Source organism: Hydrogenophaga sp. UC242_53, assembly GCF_042696965.1.
GTDB lineage: Bacteria > Pseudomonadota > Gammaproteobacteria > Burkholderiales > Burkholderiaceae_C > Hydrogenophaga.
This window is the reverse complement of record NZ_CP170552.1, coordinates 577,424-599,598: the sequence shown is the minus strand read 5'-3', so window position 1 is coordinate 599,598 and position 22,175 is coordinate 577,424. Positions and strand designations below refer to the sequence as shown.

The 22,175-nt window shown below is 68.9% G+C and carries 25 protein-coding genes, 4 pseudogenes and 1 riboswitch; of the genes and pseudogenes, 3 read left to right on the top strand and 26 right to left on the bottom strand.

Features of this window, described 5'->3' with window-relative positions; translation table 11 throughout:
* Positions 1–19: 19 nt before the first annotated feature.
* From secB to ACFJI0_RS03170, 3 genes are all read right to left on the bottom strand, one after another.
* On the bottom strand, positions 20–478 hold the full coding sequence (secB, locus tag ACFJI0_RS03180; RefSeq protein WP_291114995.1) for a protein-export chaperone SecB: 459 nt from the start codon (positions 476–478) through the stop codon (positions 20–22).
* A 110-nt stretch (positions 479–588) separates the two neighbouring features.
* Positions 589–846 carry a glutaredoxin 3 gene (gene grxC / locus ACFJI0_RS03175; protein WP_291114993.1) on the bottom strand — a complete coding sequence of 86 codons (258 nt, stop codon included), beginning with the start codon at positions 844–846 and terminating at the stop codon, positions 589–591.
* Positions 847–888: 42 nt separating this feature from the next.
* The gene (locus ACFJI0_RS03170; protein WP_382161198.1) at positions 889–1,299 is read right to left on the bottom strand and encodes a rhodanese-like domain-containing protein; all 411 of its coding nucleotides are present in this window, start codon (positions 1,297–1,299) and stop codon (positions 889–891) included.
* 152 nt (positions 1,300–1,451) lie between these two features.
* Here ACFJI0_RS03170 and gpmA point away from each other — a divergent pair.
* The 3 genes and pseudogenes from gpmA (at position 1,452) to ACFJI0_RS03155 (ending at position 4,622) form a co-directional block, all read left to right on the top strand.
* A pseudogene (gene gpmA / locus ACFJI0_RS03165) lies at positions 1,452–2,197 on the top strand (2,3-diphosphoglycerate-dependent phosphoglycerate mutase).
* A gap of 152 nt (positions 2,198–2,349) precedes the next feature.
* Positions 2,350–3,832, top strand: a pseudogene (locus ACFJI0_RS03160) (S41 family peptidase).
* Positions 3,833–3,869: 37 nt separating this feature from the next.
* Positions 3,870–4,622 carry a HesA/MoeB/ThiF family protein gene (locus ACFJI0_RS03155; RefSeq protein WP_382323403.1) on the top strand — a complete coding sequence of 251 codons (753 nt, stop codon included), beginning with the start codon at positions 3,870–3,872 and terminating at the stop codon, positions 4,620–4,622.
* Positions 4,623–4,631: 9 nt separating this feature from the next.
* On the opposite strand, the gene ACFJI0_RS03150 is transcribed toward ACFJI0_RS03155, so the two are convergent.
* From ACFJI0_RS03150 to ACFJI0_RS03040, 23 genes and pseudogenes are all read right to left on the bottom strand, one after another.
* On the bottom strand, positions 4,632–5,138 hold the full coding sequence (locus tag ACFJI0_RS03150) for a thermonuclease family protein (protein ID WP_382323402.1): 507 nt from the start codon (positions 5,136–5,138) through the stop codon (positions 4,632–4,634).
* Positions 5,135–5,356, bottom strand: a complete 222-nt coding sequence (locus tag ACFJI0_RS03145) for a hypothetical protein (RefSeq protein WP_291114983.1) — start codon at positions 5,354–5,356, stop codon at positions 5,135–5,137. Before ACFJI0_RS03145 ends, ACFJI0_RS03150 begins: the two co-directional genes overlap by 4 nt.
* 107 nt (positions 5,357–5,463) lie before the next feature.
* The gene (locus ACFJI0_RS03140; RefSeq protein ID WP_382323401.1) at positions 5,464–6,048 is read right to left on the bottom strand and encodes a preprotein translocase subunit YajC; all 585 of its coding nucleotides are present in this window, start codon (positions 6,046–6,048) and stop codon (positions 5,464–5,466) included.
* Entirely contained in the window at positions 6,045–6,470 is a 426-nt protein-coding gene (locus ACFJI0_RS03135; RefSeq protein WP_382323400.1) for a hypothetical protein, read from the bottom strand. Before ACFJI0_RS03135 ends, ACFJI0_RS03140 begins: the two co-directional genes overlap by 4 nt.
* Positions 6,471–6,533: 63 nt before the next feature.
* On the bottom strand, positions 6,534–7,634 hold the full coding sequence (locus tag ACFJI0_RS03130; RefSeq protein WP_382323399.1) for an MBL fold metallo-hydrolase: 1,101 nt from the start codon (positions 7,632–7,634) through the stop codon (positions 6,534–6,536).
* A 77-nt stretch (positions 7,635–7,711) separates the two neighbouring features.
* Complete coding sequence (locus ACFJI0_RS03125; protein WP_382323398.1) at positions 7,712–8,170, bottom strand: VOC family protein; 459 nt, start codon at positions 8,168–8,170, stop codon at positions 7,712–7,714.
* An 80-nt stretch (positions 8,171–8,250) separates the two neighbouring features.
* The gene (locus ACFJI0_RS03120; protein ID WP_382323397.1) at positions 8,251–9,078 is read right to left on the bottom strand and encodes a helix-turn-helix domain-containing protein; all 828 of its coding nucleotides are present in this window, start codon (positions 9,076–9,078) and stop codon (positions 8,251–8,253) included.
* Between the two features lie 51 nt (positions 9,079–9,129).
* Entirely contained in the window at positions 9,130–9,639 is a 510-nt protein-coding gene (locus ACFJI0_RS03115) for a 6,7-dimethyl-8-ribityllumazine synthase (RefSeq protein WP_382323396.1), read from the bottom strand.
* A gap of 89 nt (positions 9,640–9,728) precedes the next feature.
* Positions 9,729–9,924, bottom strand: a riboswitch (FMN riboswitch).
* 76 nt (positions 9,925–10,000) lie between these two features.
* Entirely contained in the window at positions 10,001–10,855 is an 855-nt protein-coding gene (locus tag ACFJI0_RS03110) for a DUF429 domain-containing protein (protein ID WP_382323395.1), read from the bottom strand.
* A gap of 1 nt (position 10,856) precedes the next feature.
* Positions 10,857–11,738 (bottom strand): EamA family transporter, encoded by an 882-nt coding sequence (locus ACFJI0_RS03105; RefSeq protein ID WP_382323394.1) that lies wholly within the window; start codon positions 11,736–11,738, stop codon positions 10,857–10,859.
* A gap of 130 nt (positions 11,739–11,868) precedes the next feature.
* A complete protein-coding gene (locus tag ACFJI0_RS03100) occupies positions 11,869–12,294 on the bottom strand; it encodes a BLUF domain-containing protein (protein ID WP_382161236.1) in 426 nt (141 codons plus the stop codon).
* A gap of 8 nt (positions 12,295–12,302) precedes the next feature.
* The gene (gene folE, locus ACFJI0_RS03095; RefSeq protein ID WP_382323393.1) at positions 12,303–13,037 is read right to left on the bottom strand and encodes a GTP cyclohydrolase I; all 735 of its coding nucleotides are present in this window, start codon (positions 13,035–13,037) and stop codon (positions 12,303–12,305) included.
* Between the two features lie 62 nt (positions 13,038–13,099).
* Entirely contained in the window at positions 13,100–14,935 is a 1,836-nt protein-coding gene (locus ACFJI0_RS03090) for an ATP-dependent DNA ligase (RefSeq protein WP_382323392.1), read from the bottom strand.
* Positions 14,932–15,955, bottom strand: a pseudogene (locus tag ACFJI0_RS03085) (ligase-associated DNA damage response exonuclease). The gene ACFJI0_RS03090 and the pseudogene ACFJI0_RS03085 overlap by 4 nt, the downstream one beginning before the upstream one ends.
* A 10-nt stretch (positions 15,956–15,965) precedes the next feature.
* Positions 15,966–17,231, bottom strand: coding sequence for a cardiolipin synthase ClsB (gene clsB, locus ACFJI0_RS03080; RefSeq protein ID WP_382323391.1), 1,266 nt, complete (start codon positions 17,229–17,231; stop codon positions 15,966–15,968).
* 41 nt (positions 17,232–17,272) lie between these two features.
* The gene (locus tag ACFJI0_RS03075; RefSeq protein WP_291114956.1) at positions 17,273–18,001 is read right to left on the bottom strand and encodes an endonuclease/exonuclease/phosphatase family protein; all 729 of its coding nucleotides are present in this window, start codon (positions 17,999–18,001) and stop codon (positions 17,273–17,275) included.
* Positions 17,998–18,453, bottom strand: coding sequence for a dihydroneopterin triphosphate diphosphatase (gene nudB / locus ACFJI0_RS03070; RefSeq protein ID WP_382323390.1), 456 nt, complete (start codon positions 18,451–18,453; stop codon positions 17,998–18,000). Before nudB ends, ACFJI0_RS03075 begins: the two co-directional genes overlap by 4 nt.
* A 17-nt stretch (positions 18,454–18,470) precedes the next feature.
* On the bottom strand, positions 18,471–18,776 hold the full coding sequence (locus tag ACFJI0_RS03065; protein ID WP_382323389.1) for a YqjK family protein: 306 nt from the start codon (positions 18,774–18,776) through the stop codon (positions 18,471–18,473).
* The gene (locus ACFJI0_RS03060) at positions 18,773–18,889 is read right to left on the bottom strand and encodes a hypothetical protein (protein WP_382323388.1); all 117 of its coding nucleotides are present in this window, start codon (positions 18,887–18,889) and stop codon (positions 18,773–18,775) included. Before ACFJI0_RS03060 ends, ACFJI0_RS03065 begins: the two co-directional genes overlap by 4 nt.
* A 121-nt stretch (positions 18,890–19,010) precedes the next feature.
* Positions 19,011–19,097: pseudogene (locus tag ACFJI0_RS03055) on the bottom strand (hypothetical protein); the annotation flags it as partial.
* Between the two features lie 81 nt (positions 19,098–19,178).
* Positions 19,179–19,499, bottom strand: a complete 321-nt coding sequence (locus tag ACFJI0_RS03050) for a YqjD family protein (RefSeq protein WP_382323387.1) — start codon at positions 19,497–19,499, stop codon at positions 19,179–19,181.
* A gap of 139 nt (positions 19,500–19,638) precedes the next feature.
* Complete coding sequence (gene aspS, locus ACFJI0_RS03045) at positions 19,639–21,441, bottom strand: aspartate--tRNA ligase (RefSeq protein ID WP_382161261.1); 1,803 nt, start codon at positions 21,439–21,441, stop codon at positions 19,639–19,641.
* Positions 21,442–21,489: 48 nt separating this feature from the next.
* A complete protein-coding gene (locus ACFJI0_RS03040; RefSeq protein ID WP_382161264.1) occupies positions 21,490–22,167 on the bottom strand; it encodes a DUF502 domain-containing protein in 678 nt (225 codons plus the stop codon).
* Positions 22,168–22,175: the final 8 nt, after the last annotated feature.

Below are 22,175 nucleotides of genomic sequence, written 5' to 3'. Positions count from 1 at the left end.
GGGTCCCCCGCGAGAGGACTTACTGCGTGACGATGCGCGGTGCGTCGTCGGCGGCTTGCGCCTGCTGCTGCTCGTACATGGCCTGGAAGTTGATCTCGGCCAGGTGCACCGGCGGGAAACCGCCGCGCTGGACGATGTCGGCCACGTTGCTGCGCAGGTAGGGGTAGACGATCTGCGGGCAGGCGATGCCCATGATCGGGCCCATCTGGTCCTGCGGCAGGTTGCGGATCTCGAAGATGCCAGCTTGTTTGGCCTCGACCAGGAACACGGTCTTGTCCTTGATCTTGGTGGTCACCGTGGCGGTGACGCAGACCTCGTACACGCCATCGGCCACCGGGCTGGCTTCCACGCCGAGCTGGATGTCCACCGTAGGCTGCTCCTGCTCCAGCAGGATGGCCGGGGAATTGGGTTGCTCCAGGGACGCTTCCTTGAGGTAGACGCGCTGGATCTGGAAGATGGGGTCCTGGTTTTCTGCCATGGTGGTGTCTCGAAAGATTCGGGGAGGAAAAAACAAACCCGCCGGGGATCGAAGTCCCTGCGGCGGGCACTGCCCGGGATTATGTCAGCCCGGCAAGGCGGCTTTGTGACTCAGGCCTGCAGCATCGGCACCAGGCCGCCGCGCCCATCGAGCGCGTGCAGGTCGTCGCAGCCGCCCACATGGGTGTCCCCGATGAAGATCTGCGGCACGCTGGTGCGCCCGGTGAGCTGGGTCATCTGGGCGCGCAGTTCGGGCTTGCCGTCCACGTACACCTCTTCCAGGTCGGACACGCCCCGCCGGTCGAGCAGGGCCCGGGCCCGGCTGCAATACGGACAGTACGCGCTGGTGAACATCTTGACCTTGGCCATGCGGAAATCCTGTCGAACCCGATGAAAAACAAGCCCAGATGATCAGGCTTTTTCCACGGGCAGGTTGGCGGTGCGCCAGGCACCCATGCCACCGGTCAGGGCATGCGCGTTCTCGTAACCCAGCTTCTTGGCGATGGCCACGCCCTTGTTCGCGCTCGCGCCATTGGCGCACACGAAGATCAGCGGCAGCGCCTTGTTCTTGACCGTGGTGGGCAACTTGGCCTCCAGGTCGGCCAGAGGCAGGTTTTTCGCGCCGATCACGTGGCCCGACGCAAAACCGTCGGCGTCGCGCACGTCCACCACCACCGCCTTGTCGCGGTTCATGAGCTGCACGGCCTCGGTCGTGTTGAGGGACCCCGCGCGACCGCCGGCAGAGGCCAGCGGCCAGAGCAGGAAGGCCCCCGACGTGATGGCCACGGCAATCAGAACCCAGTTTTCGATGAAGAAACTCACAGATACACCTTTCGAGTAAGCCCGGGATTTTAGAATGCTTGGCTGTGCCGCGCCGGCCACACCCCGGTGGCACGTCACCCGACAGGCCGGTTGGCCCGGCTTGTGATCCCCCCGTCCGTCCCCATTTCCGCTCTTCAACGCACGCCCTGCCCATGTACAAACTCGTCCTGATTCGCCATGGCGAATCCACCTGGAACCTGGAAAACCGCTTCACCGGCTGGACCGACGTGGACCTCACCGCCACCGGCCTGGAGCAGGCCAAGAACGCCGGCCGTCTGCTCAAGGCCGATGGTTACGACTTCGATCTGGCCTACACCAGCGTGCTCAAGCGCGCCACGCGCACCCTGTGGCACGCGCTGGACGAGATGGACCGCACCTGGTTGCCGGTGGTGCACAGCTGGCGCCTCAACGAGCGCCACTATGGTGCATTGCAGGGCCTGAACAAGGCCGACATGGCCGAAAAAAATACGGCGACGAGCAGGTGCTGGTCTGGCGGCGCAGCTACGACACGCCACCGCCGGCCCTGGAGGCCACGGACCCGCGCAGCGAGCGCGGCGACCGGCGCTACGACCGCCTCAAGCCCGAGGAAATCCCGCTCACCGAGTGCCTCAAGGACACGGTGGCACGTGTCTTGCCCTTCTGGAACGAAGCCATGGCGCCGGCGATCAAGGCCGGCAAACGGGTGGTGGTGGCGGCGCATGGCAACAGCATCCGCGCCCTGGTGAAGTACCTCGATGGCATTTCCGACAACGACATCGTGGGCGTGAACATCCCGAACGGCATTCCACTGGTGTACGAACTCGACGCGGATCTGAAACCGATCCGGCATTTCTACCTGGGCGATGCCGAGGCGGCGGCGAAGGCCGCGGCGGCGGTGGCCGCGCAGGGCAAGGCCTGAAACCGGCGATCCGTCACGACAACCCGGGGAATACCACTGTGGAGCCCCGGGAACCGAAGCATCTCGCCATGCTCCAAGGTGTATATTGACCCGAGAGGGTCCCGCAGGCCCTGCACGGGCTTTTTTACTGGGGTATTTCGATGGCAAAACAGGTGAGTCACAAGCTGAAGATTGCAGGCTGGGTTGCGCATTGGCGTGGTCGCCGGCGCGCTGACCACGGTGCAGTTGCAGGCGGTTGCGCGCGGTGCGCTGGCCCCGCTGCCGCTGGAAGAGCTGCAGCAGCTCGCCGCCGTCTTCGGCATGGTCAAGAGCGACTATGTGGAACCGGTGGACGAGAAGAAGCTCATCTCCGAAGCCATTTCGGGCATGGTCGCGAGTCTGGACCCGCATTCGCAGTATTTCGACAAGAAGTCGTTCAAGGAATTCCGCGAAGGCACCAGCGGGCGCTTCGTCGGCGTGGGCATTGAAATCACGATGGAGGACGGCCTGGTCAAGGTGGTTTCGCCCATCGAGGACTCCCCCGCCTTCCGCGCCGGCCTCAAGACCGGCGACCTGATCACCAAGATCGACGACACCCAGGTCAAGGGCCTGAGCATCAACGACGCCGTCAAGCTCATGCGCGGCGAGCCGCGCACCAAGGTGCTGCTCAACATCTACCGCAAGGACGAGAACCGCAGTTTCCCCGTGACGATCACGCGCGAGGAAATCAAGACGCAGAGCGTGAAGTCGCGCGTGGTCGAACCCGGCTACGCCTGGGTGCGCGTGTCGCAGTTCCAGGAGCGCACGATCGAGGACTTCGCCCGCAAGATGGAAGACATCTACAAGGCGGACCCCAACCTCAAGGGCATCGTGCTTGACCTGCGCAACGACCCGGGCGGCCTGCTCGACGCGGCCGTCGCCCTGTCCGCCGCCTTCCTGCCCGACAACGTGACCGTGGTCTCCACCAACGGCCAGCTCGAGGACAGCAAGTTCACCTACAAGGCCATTCCGCAGCACTACCTGCGCCGCGGCGGCACCGACCCCATCAAGCGCCTGACCGACAACACGCAGGGTGCGCTCAAGCGCGTGCCGCTGGTGGTGCTGGTCAACGAAGGCTCGGCTTCGGCCAGCGAGATCGTGGCCGGCGCCCTGCAGGACCACAAGCGCGCCACCATCCTGGGCAGCCAGACCTTCGGCAAGGGCTCGGTGCAGACGGTGCGTCCGCTGGGCCCCGACACGGGCCTCAAGCTCACCACGGCGCGCTACTACACGCCGTCGGGCAACTCCATCCAGGCCAAGGGCATCGTGCCCGACGTGATGGTCGATGAAACGCCCGAGGGCAACGTGTTCGCCGCGCTGCGCACGCGCGAAGCCGATCTGCAGAAGCACCTGAACAACGGCACCGAGGCCGTCAAGGGCGACCAGGGCATGACCGACGCCCAGCGCGCCGCCGAGCAGCAGCGCGACGAGGCCCGCGAAGCCGCGCGCAAGCGCCTGGAAGAGGAAGCCAAGAAGAACCCGAACCAGCGCCTCGTGCCCGAGTTCGGTACCGACAAGGACTTCCAGCTGACGCAGGCGCTCAACCAGCTCAAGGGCCAGCCGGTGCTGATCAGCAAGACGCTGTCGGTGCGCACCGAAGAGAAAAAAGAAAACTGATGGATGCCGCGGGCGGTGACCGCCTGCGGCAAGACCCTTGGACGACGCCCAGCTCCTGCGCTATTCGCGCCACATCCTGCTCAACGAACTCGGGGTCGAAGGCCAGGAAGCCTTGCTGGCTTCGCACGCGCTGGTGATCGGCGCGGGCGGCCTGGGCTCTCCGGTGGCGCTCTACCTGGGCAGTGCCGGTGTCGGTCACATCACGCTGGTGGACCACGACACGGTGGACGAGACCAACCTTCAGCGGCAGATCGCGCACAACCTCGCGCGTGTGGGCCACCTCAAGGCCGAATCGGCGCGCGAGGCGATCGCCGCCATCAACCCGGACGTGCGCGTCACCACTGTCACCCAGCGGGCCGATGCGGCGCTGCTGGACCAGCTGGTGTCGCAGGCCGACGTGGTGCTGGACTGCACCGACAACTTCGCCACCCGCCACGCCATCAACCGCGCCTGCGTGAATCACCGCAAGCCGCTGGTGTCGGGCGCGGCGATCCGCATGGATCGCCAGCTCAGCGTGTTCGATCCCCGCACCCCGGGCAACCCGTGTTACGCCTGCGTGTTCCCCGAGGACGCCGGTGTGGAGGAGGCCCTGTGCGCCACCATGGGCGTGTTCGCGCCGCTGGTGGGCATCGTGGGCACCATGCAGGCGGCCGAAGCGCTCAAGCTGCTGACCGGCCTGGGCTCGCGCCTCACGGGCAAGCTGCTGATGATCGATGGGCGAGACCTGGCCTTCACGCCGATCTCGCTGCCGCAGAACCCGCAATGCGCGGTCTGCGGCCAGGCCCACTGAAGCCTTTCGTCAATCGGGCCGCGGGCAAGGCCCGTGGCGCTGGCGGAATTCGCGTGGCAACTCGGCCGAGGCATCGGCGAACAGACCCTTGCGGCCCTGCCTGGCACGCGCCTCTTCGGCCTGGAACGGCCCCAGGCTGCGGCGCCACCGGTAGGACCAGGCCTGGCCTTGCGCCACCATCCAGGCGGCGATGTCGTCGTCCTGGTGCGTGAGCCTGGCCAGCCCACGGCCGTAGTCGTCGTGATGGCGCACGCTGACCGCCACCACCTGGTTCAACACCCGCCGGGCCAGCGCATCGCGCGAGGCCGTGCCGCCGGCCTGGCAGATCTCGGGCGCGTCGATGCCATCGAGGCGCAGCTTGCGGTAACGGCCACCGTCCAGCGGCTTGACCCACAGCGTGTCGCCATCGAACACGCGGCTGACCCGGGCGGCGTACACCGTGGGTTCATCCGCCGCCGCGTGCAGCGTCCCGGCGCTCGCCAGCGCCAGGACCGCGCAGAAAAGCGCCCGCCTCAACCCTTCTTGCCGCCCAGCACCAGCAGCACCGCGCCGACCACGATGGCGCCGACACCGGCCCACACCGGCACGTTGACGGTTTCCTTCTGCTTCACCGACAGCTCCAACGGCCCCAGCTTCACGGCTTCCGTGTCCTTGGTGTAGCTGAAACTGCCATACACCAGGCCGAGCACACCGGCGACAATGAGCACGATACCGACCAGCTTGGCTGCGTTCATGGGGATTTCCTCGAAGGCTTGTGCTTCCGCCGGCCGACCCGAGTGTCGGCGGCGCAGCGCAAGCGCCCATGATGCACCAAGTGCGGGCCCGCAGAGCACGCCTTGGCTCAGTTGTGGAGGACTTCCCCGGCGATCAGGCCCGCGCCCAGCCCGCCCGCCGCGGCCCCTCCCCCGCCGCCCCCTCCACCACCTCCCGCGCCGCCACGCCCCCCCGCACCGCCGCCACCGCCGCCACCGCCTTCACCGTCCCCCCGCCCGCGCGGCGCGGCGCGCCCCGGCCCCGAGGTCGGCAACAGCAGGGTGATCGGAATGGGTTCGAGCCCCAACTGGCGGCGCAGGTCGGACCGCAGGGCTTCCACCAGGGGCTGGAAGTCCGGCGATTCGCCGCGCTTGAGCGCGGTGGCGCAGGCCGCGGCCAATTCGACCTGAGGCAGCGAGCCGAACAGCACGATCTCGGCCAGCGTTTCCTCCATCTGCGTCGCGTGCTCGACCGTGGCCGGCGAGAACGACCCCGCCAGCGCGCGGTACGCCGCCACCAGCGATTTCAGGCGCTCGGTTTCCTGGCGGTTCTCGCGCTGGCGCCGCTGCTGCACCCGCTGCATCACGAGCACGCGGATCACCAGCAGCACGATGGCGACGCCCAGCGAGGCCAGCAGGGTGAGTGGCAGGGCTCCCATGTCGGTCAGGTTCACGGTGCGGCCTCGGGCGCGGCCAGGGCTTGCTGCAGGCGCGCGCGCAGGGCCTCGTACTCGGGTCGGTGGCGGGCCTTGAGGCGCCGCAGGCCGGCCTCGACCATGTCCACCTGGGCCGCCGCGTCCTCGGCCTTGATGCGCTCGATCTCGGCCTGGATCTTCTGCAGCCGCTGGCGCGCCTCGCGGCCGGCCCGGGTGCGCGGCGGCGTCTGCGCGGCCATGTCGAGCAGCAGTTCGGTGATCAGCCCGAGCTGGCGCCCATAGGTCGCCACCTCGAAGGCCTTGCGCTCGATCACCGGATCGCCCGACGCGGTGTCGATGCCGTCAAAGAACCACTGGGTGCGGGGTTCGATACGCTGCGCCACATCGCCGCTGAAGGGCAGTTGCAGCTGCGGCGCCCACAGAAAGAGCCAAGGGTACATGGGAGTCCTCCTGAAACACGGAGGACAGCTTACCCGCTCGGGCGCTCCCTGGGGGCGGGCGCGTCAGCGCAGGCCTTTCCACCAGCGCTGGTTCTGGCGCGGGCGGCCCAGCGTCAACACCTCGCCGATCTCCGGCGTGCGCAGGGGCAGGCCTTCCCGCTCGGCGATGTCGGCCACGCGGTCCATGGGGTCGTGCCAGGTGTGGAAACCCAGGTTGAAGGTGCTGTTGTGCACCAGGTACAGCTGCTTCGCCCGCAGGTCCTTGAAGGCCTGCACGGTCTCCTCGGGCGACATGTGGGCGGACGGCCAGTAGCTGTCGTAGGCCCCGTTTTCCAGCAGGGCGATGTCGATGGGGCCCAGGCGCTCGGCAATCGCCTTGAAACCCGCGAAATAACCCGAGTCGCCGCTGAAGAAGATGCGCTCGTCGCCACTCTGGATGAACCACGAGGCCCACAGCGTGCTGTTGCGGTCCCACAGCGTGCGCCCCGAGAAGTGGTGGGCCGGCGTGGCGGTGAGCTGCACCCCCGCGTGGCGGGTGCCCTGCCACCAGTCGAACTCCTGCACGCGCTGGGGGTCCACGCCCATGCCCTGCAGGCGCTCGCGCACGCCCAGGGGCACGAAGTAGCGCTGCACGCGCTCGCGCAGCGCCTCGATGGTGGCTTGATCCAGGTGGTCGTAGTGGTCGTGCGAGAGGATCAAGCCATCGATGGGCGGCAACTCGTCCAGCGACAGCGGCGGCGCGTGGAAGCGCTTCGGGCCGAGCCACTGTACCGGAGACGCGCGTTCGCTGAACACCGGATCGATCAGCCAGTAGCGGCCCTGCAGCTTGAGCAGGTGCGACGAATGGCCCAGGCGCACGATGTGGTTGGCCGCCGGGTCCAGCGCGTCGAGCGTGGCCCGGTCCAGACGGCGAACCGGGATCGGGTCCAGCGGGACGGCGCCCACCGGGGTCTCGAACAGGAAGCGGCTCCAGATTTTCCAGCTGCCTTCGGTGGGGCGGTTGCTCGGGTCGGGCGGATTGCGGAACCGCCCGTCGTCGCCCCGCTGGGTCGAGGCCGGTGGGCGCTCGGCCTCACCGGCGCGAACGGCGGCGCAACCCGCGAACAGGCCGACAGAGGTCAGGATCAGGGAGCAGGAAACGGCCAGGTGCGACAGCAGGTGCATGAAGGGCTTCGGATGGATGAAACCCGTGCATGGTGCCTGCGCGGCGGGCCGGCGTCGAGGCCTGGCCGCGGATGTCCTCAACCCTCGCCGGGATCGCCGGATGCCATCAGCGCCGTGTAGCGGCGCTGCATCTCGTCCGTGGTCACGTCTTCGATGTGGTGGCCGATCAGCCAGCGGTGGCCGAAGGGGTCGCGCACGACGCCGGAGCGTTCGCCGTAGAACGCGTCCTGCGCCTCGCGCTCGAGCGTGGCCCCGGCCTTCAGGGCCTGCTCGATCATGCGGTCGGCGTTGTCCACGTGCAGGTGGATGGACACCGGGGTGGCGCCGATCGCCGAGGCCGAGCGGATGCCGTATTCCGGGTACTCGTCGCTGAGCATGACGGTCATCGGGCCAAAGGCCATCTCGGCGTGGCCGACGCGGCCGCTGGGCTCGGTGAGGCGGAATTTCTCGGTGGCGCCGAAGGCGTTGCGGTAGAACGCGATGGCGGCCTTCGCGTCGGACACGCAAAGGTAGGCGAACACTTCTTCGATCTTCATGGTTTCACCTCGGTGGACAGGAATGGACAGGGTTCGCATCTTCCCCAGGCACCGCGCGGGCGTATAGAAAAAAATTGACCTCAGCCACCGCCCATCGGCAGGTGGTGGATGTCGGTCCCCATGCGCTGACGGTACGCCAGCGGCGTGACACCGCTGAAGGCCAGGAACTCGCGGTTGAAATGCGACTGGTCGCTGTAGCCCAGGTCCGCCGCCAGCGCCGCCAGGGACAGCGCGGGGTCCGAGCGCAGGACCGGCAGCACGCGCTGGAAACGCAGCACGCGCAGGTAGGTCTTGGGCCCCAGGCCCACGCCCTGGCGGAACAGCTGCAGGAAGCGGCGGTGGCTGAAACCGCTGTCCTGCACGGCGGCCGCCACCGACACCCCACCCAGGAACTGCGCCAGCGCGCCGGCCACCGCGGGATGCAGGCCCTGCACGCGCGGCAGGCGCGCCGCGAGCGCGGCCTCGAACAGGGTCAATCGGTCCTGCGGCGAGCGCAGCGCCAGCAACCGCTCGCGCAGCCGATGCGCCTCAGCGCCCCACAGCGCGTCCAGCGGGGTGTGGCGTTCGGCCAGCTCGTCGGCGGTCACGCCACCGAACAGGCATTCGGCCGCACCGGGCCGCAGCACCGCGCCCACGGAGCAGGACGGCGCGAGCAACTCCCGCAGGTAGAACCGGGAGCGCATGCCGCCCACCAGCGACGGGGCCACCGTCTGCGCGCGGTCGCCGCTGCCGGCATCGGCGATGCGCAGCGGGTGGTCGGACAGCCGGATGACGAGGTGCATCGCCCCGCTGGGCAAGGCGTGCTCGCGCCACGGCGTGGCGCAGCGCGCCTCGCCCGGGTCCTCGCTCGCCCACAGCTGCGCCACGAAAGGGCGCAGGGCGGGCGAAGGCAGGCGTTGCAGCGACATGGTGAACGGCGGTTGTACCCCATCGCCCCCGCGCGCTCAAGGCGCCGGCCGTCAGGCGGCGGCGGTCGGGCTCAGCAGCGCGTCCAGGCGGCGCAGACCGGCCACGGTCTGCAGACAGGCCTGCGCGGCCTCGGTGCCCTTGACGGCGAAGTGCCGCAGGAAGTACTTGCGGTGCTCGGCGTGTTCGTGGAAGTGGTGCGGCGTGAGCACGGCCGAGATCATCGGCACGCCGGTGTCGAGCTGCACGTCCATGAGCGCCTGCACCACCGTCTGCGAGACGAAGTCGTGGCGGTAGATGCCCCCATCGACCACCAGCGCGCTGCCGACGACGGCGGCGTAGCGGCCGGAGCGGGCCAGGCGCTGGGCATGCAGCGGGATCTCGAAGGCGCCGGGCACGTCGAACACGTCGATGGCGTCGGCGCCGAAGCCGCCTTGCGCCATTTCGGCGAAGAAGGCATCGCGCGCCTGGTGCACGATGTCGGCGTGCCAGGACGCCTCGACGAACGCGAAGCGCAGGCCGGCGGGCAGGTGGAGGTGGTGGGAAGACTCGGTCTGATTCATGGTGTCCTCGGAAAAAGGAGGGGCCAACAAATCAGGGCGCACAAGCGCACGCACCACCGGCGCGCGGGCGCGCACGGGGGGTGCCTGGCTCGCGCTCTCTTTCATCCGGACTGTCAAGCGGGTCGGTCAGACCCGCTTCTTACCGTCGGTCCCGGGATCTCACCGGGTCTGCTGACCCCACGCGCCGGACGAACCGGCGCCTGGGCGCTCGCGGCACTCGTGCGGTCGTGTCGCCACGCCGCCATCACCGCCGGTGGGGAGTTTCACCCCGCCCTGAGAACGCTTGTGTCCGGCACGCGGCCGGGCCCGACGAATTCTAGGCAGTGCCGAAATCCCGCGCTGTCGCACGGGTACCAACCCGTCAGGCCGTGACGATCCAGCCTTCGAGCGGGTCGAACACCGGCAGGCCCCAGCGTGGCAGGCCGGCGCGGTGCTGCTGCTCGGCCCAGGCCGCCTGCAGCAGGCAGAGCACGGCGTCCAGCCGGTCGCCGCTGGCGTCGTCGGCCAGCGCGTCGCGCTGGGCGTGCGTGAGCCGCAGGCGCAGGCCCACGGCCTGCAGCAGCGGGGCCTGGCCGTTCTCCAGCGCGTTGATCAGCGTCTTGCGCGCGATCAGGCGCTCGGGCGTCTGCTTGGCCTTGTCGTCGCTCTTGTACGAGACCGTGCCCAGCACGCTGCGCGCGAGCAGGCCCGGGTAGGCCTCCAGCCCCACGCGGCTGCCGTCGCCCTCGAACAAGCCCGGCAGCGTGACGCCGGCGGCGATCAGGCGCGGCACGCCGGCGTGCAGCATGAAGGCCACCGGCGGGTTGACCCATTTCATGCTCGGGCTGGAGCCGGCCGGCCCGTCGGTGGCGCGGTGCGCGAACTTGCCGCCCACCGGCCGCGCATCGCAGAAGGCGGCGAAGGCCTCGCGGATCGCCTCTCGGCTCAGGCCCTCGTAGTGCGCCATGCAGGCCGCCCAGTCGGTCGGCCAGCCCAGGGTGGTGACCAGTTCGCGCGGCAGGCCGAACGGCAGGTCGAAACCGCCCACCCACCGGCCCGATGCCCCCAGGCGCTGGCTCCAGGCGTCGAGCGTCTCGAAGTGCTCCACGCCCTCGAGCACCACGCGGCCCCGGTCGGCGCGTCCCACGGCCAGCGTGATGGGTTTGCGCCGGCTCGGTGCGCTGCTGAAGTCGCAGCCCAGCAGCTGGAAGGCCGCCGTGTCGCTCACACTGCCCATTTCAACCCAGGGCCAGCGCGGTCACGCCGGCGGCGATGCACAGGGCGCCGAGGATGCGCGCCGCGCGGTCGCCCTCGCCCAGCAGGTGCGCACCGATCAGCGCCGCGAACAGCATGGACACCTCGCGCGCGGGCGCCACATGCGACAGCGGCGCCTCGCGCATGGCGTAGAGCACCAGCACATAGGCGATGGGGCTGACCACGGCCACCAGCAGCGCGTAGCGCCACTGCACGCGCCACAGCTGCCGCGCGGTGGGCAGGTCGCGCAGCACGGCGGGGGCGAGCAGGCCCAGGCGCACGAAGTTGCCCATGTAGTCGATCAGGATGGGCGACATCAGCAGCATCTTGACCGCGTAGCCGTCCACCACCGTGTAGGCCGCGATGAACACGCCCGTGAGCACGCCGTAGACCATGCCCTTGTGCACGCGGCGGCGCGCCACCGGATCGTGCGCGGCGCGCAGCAGGCCCGGGCCGCCGGCGATCAGGAACACACCGCCCACCACCCCCGCGATGCCCAGGGCGCCCAGCGCCGAAATGCGCTCGCCCAGAAACACGATCGCCACCAGCGAAGACAGCAGCGGCCCCGAGCCGCGCGCCATCGGGTAGACCACGGTGAGATCCGCCTTGCGGTAGCCGCGCAACAGGATCACGTAGTAGAAGACGTGCAGCACGCCGCTGGCGACCACGAAACCCCATTCGGTCGCGCCCCAGCGCGGCACCTCCTCGCGGCCCAGCCACCAGCCCAGCGGCGCCCAGACCAGCATCATGAGGAAGGCGTTGAAGAAGGCGAAGCGCGCGTCGCCCGCGGCCTTCTTGGCGACGATGTTCCAGCCGGCGTGGATCAGGCCGGCCAGCACGATGAGACAGAACGCGTTCAGCGACATGCAGTGGAGAAATCAAACTCAAGGGGCGCCGAGGGTCCGGCTTCGCCGGCCCAAGGTGCCGTCCCCCCTCGAAGCGCCGAAGGCGCGCCACGGAGGGGGGAAGCCGCGCAGCGGCGCAGGGGGGAGATCCTCAAGCTCTGCCGATGATGCTGGCTGTGGCCATCAACTCTTCGAGAAGAGCCAGCGACACCCGACCCGAGACGGCGTAGGGGTCGAACTCAGGGCGTTCGGAGTACTTCAGCACGATGGAGGTGTTGAGCTTGGAGAGGTTGACCTGGCCCATGGTCCAGCCACCGAAGCGGCGCTCGGTGATCTCTTCGTAGTGCAGCAGCACCACCTCGGTGTGGCGCGGGTCGGCCACGATGTGGCTGTAGAGGCCGTTCACCGCGTTGCGGCCGCCCTCGATGGCCTGCAGGAACACGCCGCCGCCGTAGCAGAGCACACCGGTGATGCCGTTGCCCAGGTTGTGCGAGCGCGACGACTCCAGGATGGATTCGATGGCTTTGGCGCAGTCCTTGTCGACAGCGCGGCTGACGTAGAGCAGGCGTACCAGCATGATGGGCCTCAGGATTGACGGGGGATGAGGGCGAGGAATTCGCGGCGCAGGTTGGGGTCCTTGAGGAACACGCCGCGCATGACCGAGTTGATCATCTTGCTGTTCATGTCCTTCACGCCGCGCCAGGCCATGCAGTAGTGGCTGGCTTCCATCACCAGCGCCAGGCCGTCGGGCTGGGTCTTTTCCTGGATCAGGTCGGCCAGCTGCACCACGGCCTCTTCCTGGATCTGCGGGCGGCCCATGATCCACTCGGCCAGGCGCGCGTACTTGGACAGGCCGATCACGTTGGTGTGCTCGTTGGGCATCACGCCGATCCAGATCTTGCCGATGACCGGGCAAAAGTGGTGGCTGCAGGCGCTGCGCACGGTGATCGGGCCGACGATCATCAGCTCGTTGAGGTGCTCGGCGTTGGGGAACTCGGTGATGCTCGGGGCCTTCACGTAACGGCCGTTGAACACCTCCTTGAGGTACATCTTGCGCACGCGGCGCGCGGTGTCGCCGGTGTTGTGGTCGTTCTCGGTGTCGATGACCATGGCATCGAGCACGCCCTGCATCTTCTCGGTCACTTCGTCGAGCAGCTTCTCCAGCTCGCCGGGCTGGATGAACTCGGCGATGTTGTCGTTGGAGTGGAAACGCTGGCGCGCGGCCTTCACGCGCTCGCGGATCTTGACGGAAACGGGCACGCCGTGGTCGTCGTCAGGGGGGGCTGCGGGGGTCATGTCGGATGCGGTTTTCGTCAGCATTGGGGCATGCTAACACCGGACCTCCCGGGGGTACCCGGCCTGGGGGCATTGGGCGCCGGGCCTCAGCCGGCCTTGCTGGCCAGCAGTTGCTCGAGGTCTTGCAGGGTGTTGGCCTCGTGCAGCGGCTTGTCGTCGCGGATGCGCTGCATGCGCGGAAAGCGCAGCGCCACGCCGCTCTTGTGGCGCGAACTGCGTGCGATGCCCTCGAACGCCAGCTCGAACACCAGCGTGGGCCGCACGCTGCGCACCGGGCCGAACTTCTCCAGCGTGTTCTGGCGGATCACCGCATCGACCGCTTTGAACTCCTCGTCGGTCAGGCCCGAATAGGCCTTGGTGAAGGCCACCAGCTGCAGGCCCTCGGGATCGGCCGGGCGGCGCTGCGCGATCGCCTCGACCACCGCCTGCGCCTCGGCGGCGTCCACCGGGGGACGGTTCCACACCGCGAAGGTGTAGTCGGTGTAGACCGAGGCGCGGCGGCCGTGGCCGGCCTGGGCGTAGATCAGCACGCCATCGATCGTCAGCGGATCGATCTTCCATTTCCACCACGCCAGCAGACCCGGGCCGTCGCCGCGTTTCTGCCGGCCGGTGCCGTAGGCGCTGTCGCGGTGCTTGAGCATCAGGCCCTCCACGTCGAGCGTCCGCGCCTGCGCGCGCCAGCGGGCCAGCGTGGCCCAGTCCCCGCCCGGGACCCGGGGCGAGAGCCACAGGCGCGGGCCCGGCGTGGCGTTGAGCGTGGCGGCCAGGGCTTCCAGGCGCAGGCGGCGTTCGTGCTGCGGCACCTGGCGCAGGTCGTCGTGGCCGGCCTCGAGCAGGTCGTAGGCCATGAAACCGACCGGCGCCTCGGCCAGCACCTTGGGGCCCAGGGTCTTGCGGCCGATGCGCTGCTGCAGCAGGGCGAAGGGTGCGGGGCCGCCCGGTCTCTCGCTGCCGGGTAGTCGGGGCGTGACCGGGTCGCCGTCGTCCCAGACCAGGATTTCGCCGTCCAGCACGGTGCCGTCCGGCCAGCGCTGCGCGAGCGCCTGCAGCTCGGGGAAGCGCTCGCTCATCAGTTCCTCACCGCGCGACCACACCCACACCTGCCCGGCGCGTTTGACGATCTGGCCCCGGATGCCGTCGAACTTCCACTCGGCCAGCCAGTCGCTCGCGGGGCCCAGGCGGGCCTCCATGGTCTGGGCCGTGCCCGCGCTCGCGATCTCCATGGCCAGGAGATCGCCGTCCGCCTCCGCGTTCAACGGACTGGCCAGGAAGAACGGATAGGGCTGGCTCGGGTCGCGCCCGCCCCGCGCCTCGCCTGCCGGCTCGGCCGGCGCCACCAGCGCGCGGTACAGCGCGGGCGTGGGCGAGCGTTTGCTGTCGGTGAAGCCCATCATGCGCGCGGCCACCAGCTTGGCGTCCAGCCCGGCGTGCGCGGCGATCGCGCGCTGCACCAGCAGCTTGCTCACGCCGACGCGAAAGCCTCCGCCCACCAGCTTGACGAGCAGGAAACGCCCCGCGGCGTCGAGCTCGCGCCACCAGGCGCCCAGGGCCATGGCCACGGCCTCGTCCCCTTGCCCGCGCAGGGGCAGCAGCCGCTCTTCCATCCACTCGCTCAACCGGGTCTGCATGCCTTCGGCCTGTGGCGGCAGGGGCAACACCAGCGCGATGGTCTCGGCCAGATCGCCCACCGCCTGGTAGCTGGCCTCGAACAACCACTCCGGCAGGCCCGAGGCGGCGATCGCCTGCGCGCGCAATTGCGCCGTCTTGATGAGCTGGCGCGGCTTCCCGCCGGCCAGGAAGTACACCGCCCAGGCCGCGTCGGCGTCGTCCACCTCGGCCAGGTAACGGCGCAGCGCGGCGACCTTGGCGTTGGTCGCGGTGGTCGCGTCCAACTCGTTGAACAGGGCCGCGAAGCGTTTCATGCGCCGGTGGCCTCGGTCTCGTCGCCGTACTCGGTGTCGAAGCTCTCGGCCTGCAGGCCCTGCTCCTGCAGGTAACGCACCAGCACCGGCACGCTGCCGTGCGTGACGATGACCCGCTCGGCCCCGCTGGCGCCGATGGCGCTGAGCAGGCCGGGCCAGTCGGCATGGTCGCTGAGCACGAAGCCGCGGTCCAGGCCACCGCGCCGCCGCCAGCCGCGCACCTGCATCCAGCCACTGGCGAAGGCGTCGGAGAAATCGCCGAAGCGCTTGATCCAGGGCGTGCCCAGGGCGGAGCCCGGGCACAGCACCAGCGCGCGGCGGAAGGTGGCGGGGTCGCTCACGTCGCTCACCTGCAGCGTGTCGGGCAGCGCAACGCCGGCGGCGCGGTAGGCGCGGTTCAGCGGTTCGACCGCGCCATGGCACACGATGGGACCGATGGACGCGTCCACCCCGGCCAGGATGCGCTGCGCCTTGCCCAGGCTGTAGCAGGAGAGCACGCTGGCCCGGCCGGTCTCGGCGTTGTCCTGCCACCAGCGGTTGATCTCGCCGAACAGCTCGGCATCGGAGCGCCAGCGGTAGATCGGCAGGCCGAAGGTGGACTCGGTGATGAAGACGTCGCAGCGCACCGGTTCGAAGGGCGCGCAGGTGCGGTCGGGCACGGCGCCGGCCGGCGTGGTGCGGTAGTCGCCGCTGCGCAGCCCACACGCGCCCCTGGTGCTCCACCCTCACTTGCGCCGAACCCAGCACGTGGCCGGCCGGGTGCAGAGAGATGCGCACGCCGTGGTGCTCCACCGTCTCGCCGTAGGCAAGCCCTTGAAGGTGGATGTCAGCCCCCAGCCGCGCGCGCAGCAGGCCTTCGGACACCGCCGTGGCCAGGTAGTGCGCGTGGCCGGTGCGCGCGTGGTCGGCATGGGCGTGGGTGATGACGGCGCGCTCCACGCGGCGCCAGGGATCGATGTAGAAGTCGCCGGGCGGGCAATACAGCCCTTCGGGGCGCTGGACGATCAGGTCGTCGGGCATGTGGCTGGCTCTAGTAGCGGTGGCCCGTCACGAACAACGTGATCCGCATGACAGCGAAGGCGACTCGGTCGAGCTGCCGCTGCACCCAGGGGCGCCGATTCAGGGCGCCCGTGTCGAGCAACTGGCCGGTGTGCTGCACCAGACCATCGAGGTAGCTGTGCAGCAGGCCGGAGAAGCGGCGGTCGTTGGTCATCACGTTGGCCTCGCGCGCCAGCAGCATGGACAGCGGATCGAGGTTGGTGGAACCCACGGTGGACCAGCGCCGGTCCACCACCGCCACCTTGGCGTGCAGCGCGCTGGGCGCGTACTCGTGGATCTCGATGCCCGCGTTCACCAGCCGCTGGTACACCGGGCGCGCCGCGCGGTACTGCAGGAAATGCTCGTAGCGCCCCTGCAGCAGCAGGCGCACGCGCACGCCGCGCGCGGCGGCCATCGTGAGCGCGCGGCGCAGCTTGCGCCCGGGAATGAAATAGGCGTTGGCGATCACCACCTCCTGGCGCGCCTCGCCGATGGCCTTCAGGTAGGCGCGCTCGATGTCGTGCCGGTGGGTCACGTTGTCGCGCAGCAGCAGCGTGGCGCGCGCGCCGTCCACCCCCAGCGGCGACGGCGCGGATTCGCCGTAAGGGCCTTCCACCCTGGCATCCTCCTGGGCCTCGGCCAGGGCTTCGATCTTCTGCAGCAGACGGGAGAAATCGCCCACCGGGCGCGAGGCCCGCAGCGCGTCCCACGCGGCCTTGAACTCGCGCTGGCGCACGCGCCGCGCGGCCAGGGTGCGCCACCAGAGCTGTTCCATGGTGTCGACCATGTCCTCCACCAGCGGGCCGGCCACGCGCAGCGCGAAGTCCAGCCGGGGCGCGGTCAGGCGGCCGAGCGCCACGTCGTCCTGGTCGTCGATGATGTTGATGCCGCCGCAGAAGCCCACCACGCCGTCGACCACGCAGAGCTTGCGGTGCAGGCGGCGCCAGTTGCGCGGCACCAGCAGGCCGAGCCGGCCCAGCGGGGCGTAGATGCGCATCACCACGCCGGCTTCGGCGAAGCGGCGCTGCCACTCCTGGGGCACCACGGGCGTGCCCACGCCGTCGATGAGCAGGCGCACCACCACGCCGCGCCGCGCCGCGCGCTCCAGGGCCTCGGCCACGCCCAGGGCCGAGCCGGCGAACTCGAAGATGTAGGTCTCCAGATGCACCACCATGCGCGCCGCGTCCATCGCTTCGATCAGGGCGGGGAAGAACTCCACGCCGCCCTGCAGCAACAGCAGCTGGTGGCCCCTTCGCATGGGCGCGTGCCGCGCGCTCGCGGAACGAAGGGGTGCCGCGCTCACAGTTCGAGCTCGGCGATCAGGGGCAGGTGGTCCGACATGCGCGACCACACCCGGCCGTGCGGCACGTGGGCCGAGACCGGCCGCAGGCCGCGCGCGAAGATGCGGTCCAGGTGCAGCAGCGGCAGGCGCGACGGGTATGTGGCCAGGCGGATGCCCTCGAAGGTGCGCAGATCCAGGGCCGCCATGGGCCGCAGCAGCTGCGCGCCCCAGTCGTTGAAGTCGCCCGCCACCACCAGCGGCGCGCTCGGCGGCACGGCGGTGGCGATGTACTCGCCCAGGCGCTGCACCTGGCGCTCGCGGCTGGCGTGGATCAGCCCCAGGTGCACCACCACCACGTGCACATCGACGCCCTCGACCAGCAGCTGCACGTGCAGCAGGCCGCGCTGCTCGAAACGGTGGTCCGACACGTCGGAGTGTTTGGTGTCGATCACCGGCCAGCGCGAGAGCAGCGCATTGCCGTGTTCGCCGTGGCGCGTGATCGCGTTGGTCCGGTAGACCGATTCGTAGCCTTCGGGGGAGAGGTAACCCGCCTGATCGAGCTCGGGCCAGCGGGTGAAGTGTTTTTCGAGCTTGCGGTTGTGGCGCCGCACCTCCTGCAGGCACACGATGTCGGCGTCGAACTGTTCCACCGCGTGGGCGATGTTGTGGATCTCCAGCCGGCGCCCTGGCCCGAGGCCTTGCACACCCTTGTGGATGTTGTAGGTCGCGATCCTGACGATGCTCATGGGCAAATCATGCCACCAAGGCGGGGCAGCCAGGCGATCGCTTCGGCGTTGGATGGCGAGAAGCAGCGTTCGGCAGCCTGCGCCCAGGGCAGCCACACCTGGTTGCGGTGTTCGCGTGGGCTCAGCCGCACCGGCACCGCGCGGGGAATGCACAGGCCGAACAGGTGCTCGGTGTTGTGCGTGACGCCCGGCGCGTAGCGGTGCCGCCACTGCGGGTAGATCTCGTACACGTTTTCCAGCCCCCAGTCGCTCAGCACTTGGCCGGGCGCATGGGCATCAAGGCCGGTCTCTTCCTGCACCTCGCGCGCCGCCGTGGCCTCGAAGCCCTCGGCCTCGGTGTCCTTGGAGCCGGTGACCGATTGCCAGAAACCGGGCGCATCGGCGCGCTCGATCAGCAACACCTCCAGCGCCGGGGTGTGAATCACCACCAGCACCGATTGCGGAATCTTCACGGGACGAACAGGTGGGTTCAGCGCCGTGGGGACGGCGGTTTCGCGCCGACCCCGCGAAGGCCCTGCACGAACTTCCAGGCCGACCACAGCCGCATGCCGAAGCTGGCCGCACGGCGCGGGCGCCACACGGCCAGCAGCAGGCTGCCGGCGGTGGCGATCAAGGGGTTGCCGCGCAACCACAGCAGGGCGTCCTGCAGGCGGTCCACCCAGGTCAGCGCGGGCTGCACCGCCTGCAACTCGGTGGTGATCTGCCGACGAAGCTGCTGCGAGCGCAGCACCAGCCGCTCCCGCCGCATCGCCAGCACGACCGCACGCGGGTTCAAGCGTCCTCCTTGGCGGCGCGCAGACCCTCACGGTCCTGCCTGAGTTCCTCGACGCTGGCCGAGAACAGGTAGGTGCCGGAGCGCACGCGCTCCCGCGCCAGCCAGGCGGCCACGCCGCCGGTGACGAGGAACAGCCCGGTGAAGATGCCCAGCGCCAACAGGCGGTGGGTGTCCCGAAAGGGCCACGGTGATCAGCAGCGCCAGCAGCACCACGCCCAGGCTGAGGAAGGCCACGGCCACGGCGCCATAGACCAGCAGCGCGCCGACGCGCAGCACCTCTTCCTGGGCTTCGATGCTGAACAGCTCCAGCCGGATCTGCACCAGTTCCAGGACCGTGGAGGCCAGTCCCCGGAGAGACGACGAAAAACGCTGCGGCGTCGGCGATGGCGCGGGCGGCCCCGATCAGCGGCGGCTGATGAGCAGGCCGACCAGCAGGCCCACACCGGCGGCGGCGCCGATCGCGGACCAGGGGTTTTCGTGCACGTAGTCGTCGGTGGCGCGGGCCATCTCCAACGTCTTTTCCTTGATGGCCTCCTCGGCATCCGCCAACTTGTGGCGGGCGTCGCGCAGGTTCTCGTTGATGCGGTCGCGCAGTTCCACCACCTTGCCTTCGGTCTGGTGGGCCGTGGCCTGCATCAGTTCTTCGGCGTCGGTGATCACGCGCTGGAGGTCGGCCACGAGCTTGTCCTTGCCATCGAGGGCGGTCGTACGAATCTTGGGCATGAGGGACTCCTTTTCAAAAGGCCATGTTACCCCGAAGGAATGGCGATGTTTGAAGGCAGATCACTGCAATCAGCGCATTGATACAAGAAAAAGGGGCGCACTCGGCGCCCCTTTCGGAGGTGTCCTACAGACAGGCTCGTCAGGCGGATTTCGCCAGGTCCACGTTGCGCAGACGGATGTGCAGCTCGCGCAGTTGCTTCTCGTCCACCGGGCTGGGGGCCTGGGTCAGCAGGCACTGGGCGCGCTGGGTCTTGGGGAAGGCGATCACGTCGCGGATGGACTCGGCACCGGTCATGAGGGTGACGATGCGGTCCAGGCCGAAGGCCAGGCCGCCGTGGGGCGGCGCGCCGTACTGCAGCGCGTCCAGCAGGAAGCCGAACTTGAGCTGGGCTTCCTCGGGCGTGATCTTGAGCGCGTCGAACACCTTCTGCTGCACGGCCGCGGTGTGGATGCGGACGGAACCGCCGCCGATCTCCCAGCCGTTGAGCACCATGTCGTAGCCCTTGGCGATGCACTTCTCGGGCGCGGTCACCATCCAGTCCTCGTGGCCGTCCTTCGGCGCGGTGAAGGGGTGGTGCACCGCGGTCCAGCGGTCGGCTTCCTCGTCGTGCTCGAACATCGGGAAGTCCACCACCCACATGGGCGCCCAGCGGTCTTCGAACAGGCCATTCTTCTTGCCCAGTTCGCTGTGACCGATCTTCAGGCGCAGCGCGCCGATGGCGTCGTTGACCACCTTGGCCTTGTCGGCGCCGAAGAAGATGATGTCGCCGTTCTGCGCGCCGGTGCGCGAGAGGATGTCGGCCACGGCCTTGTCGTGCAGGTTCTTCACGATCGGGCTCTGCAGGCCATCGCGGCCCTGGGCGGCGTCGTTGACCTTGATCCAGGCCAGGCCCTTGGCGCCGTAGATCTTCACGAACTCGGTGTAGGCGTCGATCTCGCTGCGGCTCATGTCGGCGCCGCCGCGCACGCACAGCGCGACCACGCGACCACCCTTCATGGTGGCGGGTGCCGAGAAGACCTTGAAGTCCACGTCGCCCATCACGTCGGTGAGTTCGGTGAACTCCAGCTTCACGCGCAGGTCGGGCTTGTCGGAGCCGAAGCGATGCATGGCTTCGCTGTAGGCCATGATGGGGAACTCGCCCAGGTCCACGCCCAGCGTGTTCTGGAACACCGTCTTGATCATGCCCTGGAACATGTCACGGATGTCTTCCTCGGTCAGGAACGAGGTTTCGATATCGATCTGGGTGAACTCGGGCTGGCGGTCGGCACGCAGGTCTTCGTCGCGGAAGCACTTGGTGATCTGGTAGTAGCGGTCGAAGCCGGCCACCATCAGCAGCTGTTTGAACAGCTGGGGCGATTGCGGCAACGCGAAGAAGTGGCCGTCGTGCACGCGGCTGGGCACGAGATAGTCGCGCGCGCCTTCGGGCGTGCTCTTGGTCAGCATCGGGGTTTCGATGTCGATGAAACCGTTGGCGTCGAGGAACTTGCGCACTTCCATCGCCACGCGGTAGCGCAGCATCAGGTTGTTCTGCATGTAGGGGCGGCGCAGGTCGAGCACGCGGTGCGTGAGGCGCGTGGTCTCCGACAGGTTCTCGTCGTCGAGCTGGAACGGCGGCGTCACCGAGGCGTTGAGCACCTTCAGTTCGTGGCACAGCACCTCGATCTGGCCGCTCTTGAGCTTGTCGTTGGTGGTGCCCGCGGGGCGCGCGCGCACCACGCCGGTGACCTGCACACAGAACTCGTTGCGCACGTCCTCGGCGGTCTTGAACATCTCGGCGCGATCGGGGTCGCAGACCACCTGCACATAGCCTTCGCGGTCGCGCAGGTCGATGAAGATCACGCCACCGTGGTCGCGGCGGCGGTTGACCCAGCCGCACAGCTGAACGGTTTGGCCCAGTTGGGCTTCGGTCACCAGACCGCAATAGTGGGTACGCATCGCCATTTCGACTCTTCTTTCAACAGGTTCGCGGACAGGCCCGCGGGAGAACATTCAGGAGGCTTCGGTGATGGCGCCATCGGCGGCCACCTTGAAGTGCGGGTTCTTCGGCCCGCCGGGCACGATCACGCCCATGGAGACGACGTAGGTGAGCGCTTCGTCCACGCTCATCTGCAGCTCCACGCAGGCGCTCTTGCGCACCATCACGAAGTAGCCACCCGTGGGGTTGGGCGTGGTGGGCACGTACACGCTGAAGAACTCATCGTGCTCGGCGCCGCCGGGCATGGATTGGAGGTGGGTCAGGACGTCGCCCGCAGGGGAGCCGGTGAGAAACGCGATGGTCCACATGCCTTCGTGCGGCCATTGCACCAGCATGGCCTTGCGAAAGGCGTTGCCCTTCTCGGAGAACAGCGTGTCGGAGACCTGCTTGACGCCCGAATAGATCGAGCGCACCACCGGGATGCGGTGCAGCATGGCGTGCCACCAGCTCACCAGCTTGTTGCCGATGATGTTGGACGCCAGCGCGCCGATGGACAGCACGACGACCAGGGCGAACAGCACGCCCAGGCCCGGGATGTGCACCCCCAGCAGCTGATCGGGCTGCCAGCTCGTGGGCAGGATGCGCAAGGTCTGGTCGAGCGTGCTCACCACCCACTCCAGCACCCAGAGGGTGATGATCAGGGGCACCAGGACCAGCAGGCCCGAGAGCAGCCATTTGCGCAAGGAAGGCATCAGGACAG

Coding starts and splice junctions, on each gene's coding strand:
- secB (WP_291114995.1), bottom strand. CDS start 478: ATGGCAGAAAACCAGGACCCCATCTTCCAGATCCAGCGCGTCTACCTC.
- grxC (WP_291114993.1), bottom strand. CDS start 846: ATGGCCAAGGTCAAGATGTTCACCAGCGCGTACTGTCCGTATTGCAGC.
- ACFJI0_RS03145 (WP_291114983.1), bottom strand. CDS start 5,356: ATGAACGCAGCCAAGCTGGTCGGTATCGTGCTCATTGTCGCCGGTGTG.
- ACFJI0_RS03135 (WP_382323400.1), bottom strand. CDS start 6,470: ATGTACCCTTGGCTCTTTCTGTGGGCGCCGCAGCTGCAACTGCCCTTC.
- ACFJI0_RS03130 (WP_382323399.1), bottom strand. CDS start 7,634: ATGCACCTGCTGTCGCACCTGGCCGTTTCCTGCTCCCTGATCCTGACC.
- ACFJI0_RS03125 (WP_382323398.1), bottom strand. CDS start 8,170: ATGAAGATCGAAGAAGTGTTCGCCTACCTTTGCGTGTCCGACGCGAAG.
- ACFJI0_RS03120 (WP_382323397.1), bottom strand. CDS start 9,078: ATGTCGCTGCAACGCCTGCCTTCGCCCGCCCTGCGCCCTTTCGTGGCG.
- ACFJI0_RS03115 (WP_382323396.1), bottom strand. CDS start 9,639: ATGAATCAGACCGAGTCTTCCCACCACCTCCACCTGCCCGCCGGCCTG.
- ACFJI0_RS03110 (WP_382323395.1), bottom strand. CDS start 10,855: ATGGGCAGTGTGAGCGACACGGCGGCCTTCCAGCTGCTGGGCTGCGAC.
- ACFJI0_RS03105 (WP_382323394.1), bottom strand. CDS start 11,738: ATGTCGCTGAACGCGTTCTGTCTCATCGTGCTGGCCGGCCTGATCCAC.
- ACFJI0_RS03100 (WP_382161236.1), bottom strand. CDS start 12,294: ATGCTGGTACGCCTGCTCTACGTCAGCCGCGCTGTCGACAAGGACTGC.
- folE (WP_382323393.1), bottom strand. CDS start 13,037: ATGCTGACGAAAACCGCATCCGACATGACCCCCGCAGCCCCCCCTGAC.
- ACFJI0_RS03090 (WP_382323392.1), bottom strand. CDS start 14,935: ATGAAACGCTTCGCGGCCCTGTTCAACGAGTTGGACGCGACCACCGCG.
- clsB (WP_382323391.1), bottom strand. CDS start 17,231: ATGCGAAGGGGCCACCAGCTGCTGTTGCTGCAGGGCGGCGTGGAGTTC.
- ACFJI0_RS03075 (WP_291114956.1), bottom strand. CDS start 18,001: ATGAGCATCGTCAGGATCGCGACCTACAACATCCACAAGGGTGTGCAA.
- ACFJI0_RS03050 (WP_382323387.1), bottom strand. CDS start 19,499: ATGCCCAAGATTCGTACGACCGCCCTCGATGGCAAGGACAAGCTCGTG.
- aspS (WP_382161261.1), bottom strand. CDS start 21,441: ATGGCGATGCGTACCCACTATTGCGGTCTGGTGACCGAAGCCCAACTG.
- ACFJI0_RS03040 (WP_382161264.1), bottom strand. CDS start 22,167: ATGCCTTCCTTGCGCAAATGGCTGCTCTCGGGCCTGCTGGTCCTGGTG.